Annotated in this window: 1 pseudogene; it reads right to left on the reverse strand. The window is 71.7% G+C overall.

Going from position 1 to position 1,226, the window contains the following annotated elements:
• Positions 1 to 695: pseudogene (locus ACWDS7_RS48565) on the reverse strand (glycogen debranching enzyme); the annotation flags it as partial.
• Positions 696 to 1,226: the final 531 nt, after the last annotated feature.

The raw sequence follows: 1,226 nt of genomic DNA on the forward strand, positions 1-1,226 counted from the left end.
GCCAGGTAGGCGATCGTGTTGTAGCCCCAGTAGTTCGTCAGCCCCCGGGCGACCATCGCGTGCTCGGGCACGAACTGGTGCACCGGCATCAGCTCGACCGCGGTGACGCCCAGGCTCAGCAGGTGCTCGATGACCGCCGGATGCCCCAGGGCCGCGTAGGTGCCGCGCTGCTCCTCGGGGACCGCCGGATGGCGCATGGTGAGCCCGCGCACGTGCGCCTCGTAGATGACGGTCTGGTGGTACGGCGTGCGGGGCAGCCGGTCGTCACCCCATTCGAAGAACGGGTTGACCACCACGTTCTTCGGCATGAAGGGCGCGCTGTCGGTGTCGTTGTGGCCGGCCGGGTCGGTGAACGGGTAGGAGAACAGCGCCTCGTTCCACGACAGGTCGCCTTCGACGGCCTTGGCGTAGGGGTCCAGCAGCAACTTGGCGGGGTTGCACCGGTGCCCCTGGGAGGGCTCGTGGGGGCCGTGGACGCGGTAGCCGTACCGCTGTCCCGGCATGACCCCCGGGAAGTAGCCGTGCCAGACGAATCCATCCACCTCGGGCAGGTCGATGCGTTCCTCGCGGCCGTCGTCTCCGAAAAGGCACAGCTCGACCCGCTCGGCCACCTCGGAGAACACCGAAAAGTTGGTGCCCACGCCATCCCAGGTGCCACCGAGTGGATACGGCTCTCCAGGCCAGACTTCGCGCATGTGGCCCTATTCTCCTCCAGTTAAGCCCTCGTGCGCAGGGTGTCGTCGTGCTTGTCACCCTTGTGCGGCGGGGGGACACGAGCGGCCGGACCGGCTGCCGGAGCATCGGGGAGCTCACGAGGTTACCCAGGTCTTCTTCGGCTGCTTGCTCTGTTGATCGGATCGTGACCGGGCCGCGGGGACGGCCCTCGGCCGGGACACGACGCCGTCGGGTGTCCCGGTCACCGGATGGTGCGCCCAGCAGGGCGGGATTGCCTGAGTGTATGTGCCCCCGGGCACTGTGCGGAACACCCGGCGGCAGGGCCGGGACCTGCGGATTCGGCGCGCCGGTCCGGGGCGGGGCGGGAGCCGGGCGCGGGGCCGAGGGGCTGTGCGGGAGCCGCGGGGACGGGCGGGCCGGAGGCCGTGCGGGAGCCGTGGGGCTGTGCGGGAGCCACGGGGACGGGCGGGCCGGAGGCCGTGCGGGAGCCGTGGGGCTGTGCGGGAGCCACGGGGACGGGCGGGCCGGAGGCCGTGCGGGAGCCGTGGGGC

The organism is Streptosporangium sp. NPDC003464 (assembly GCF_053588315.1).